Source organism: Streptomyces swartbergensis (genome assembly GCF_002148965.1).
GTDB lineage: Bacteria > Actinomycetota > Actinomycetes > Streptomycetales > Streptomycetaceae > Streptomyces > Streptomyces swartbergensis.
In genome coordinates this window covers 1-1,160 of the sequence record NZ_NGFN01000726.1, presented here as the reverse complement: position 1 = coordinate 1,160, position 1,160 = coordinate 1, and the positions used below count along the sequence as shown (strand labels likewise).

1 protein-coding gene and 1 pseudogene are annotated in these 1,160 nt (G+C 68.4%); both read right to left on the bottom strand.

Going from position 1 to position 1,160, the window contains the following annotated elements; all coding sequences use genetic code 11:
* Positions 1-444: pseudogene (locus CA983_RS43920) on the bottom strand (ornithine carbamoyltransferase); the annotation flags it as partial.
* 21 nt (positions 445-465) lie between these two features.
* A partial coding sequence (locus CA983_RS43915; protein ID WP_158101949.1) for a diiron oxygenase occupies positions 466-1,160 on the bottom strand: 695 nt, incomplete at its 5' end.

The window sequence follows — 1,160 nt, the reverse complement described above, 5'->3', positions numbered from 1 at the left end:
GCCCTGGGTGGGGTGCTCCTCCTGTCCCATGGCGTTGACCACGGGGATCCCGCCGTAGCGGGACAGGGTGCGCAGCTGTTCGACTGGGCCCGCGGTCCGCGCGACCAGCATGTCCAGCATCCGCCCGAAGACACGGCCGGTGTCCTCCAGGGACTCACCGGTCTCCAGCTGGAGGTCGTGCGGGCCGTAGCTGATGACCTGCCCGCCCAGCCGGAGCGCTGCGGTCGTGAAGGCCGTACGGGTCCGGGTGGAGGTCTTGGTGAACAGGATCCCCGCGATGGTGTCCCGCAACGGGCGGTCGTGGTCGCTCCGGTCGGCGAAGAAGTCGCAGGACCGGCGTACCAGGGCGTCGAGGTCTTTGCCGTCCAGCTCGGACAGCGAGAAGATGCCCTCCTCAGGGACGCTTTCCGGCGTCCCCAGGAGGGAACGGCTCTCTTCAGTCATTTCCTTCTCCCGTGGCCGTCGTCACAGCAACCCGGCGGACATGAAGGAGTCCCGTGCACCCGGCACGTCCAACACGCCTACGGATTGGAACAGTTGAAAGGTGTGCCGGGCACTGGCCCGGATGCTGTCCCGGGTCTTATCAGGGGCGTAGACGTCGGCGACGACCTCGCTCACCGCCGCCTCGTCCAGTCCTGCCAGCCGGAGGGAGCCGCGCACCGGCACCAGGTCGGGCGTGAGGCTGCTGCTGACCAGTTCCGGGAGGCAGCGCGAGGCCCGCTCCCGGAGGGCGGGGCTCAGGTCGTGCCAGAGTTCCTTGAAGAACGCCGCGAAGTACGCGTGGTGGCGGCCCTCGTCCTGGGCGTGGTCGCGCACGACCTCCCGTACGGTGCCGACCACCGACTGGTCCTTGGGTATGTCCTTGAGGATCGAGGTGACCAGCGTCTCGAAGACGACCACTTGCAGCAGCTGAACGAGAGTCGTCTCACCGGGCATGACCGAGGCCCCGAGGCYGTCGAGGCGGTCGAGGAACGGGGCGAAGTCGTAGTCGGGCACCTCGACCCCCGTCGCACCGCTCACCTGCTCCACCACGTCCAGGCTGTACAAGGCGTGGTAGGCCTCGTCGCAGTAGATCTTGTACGCGTCCAGCCTCGTCGCCGCCGGCAACGGCAGTCCCGACGTGCCGTTCGCGATGCGCTCGGCCGCCCGGTTCACCACAC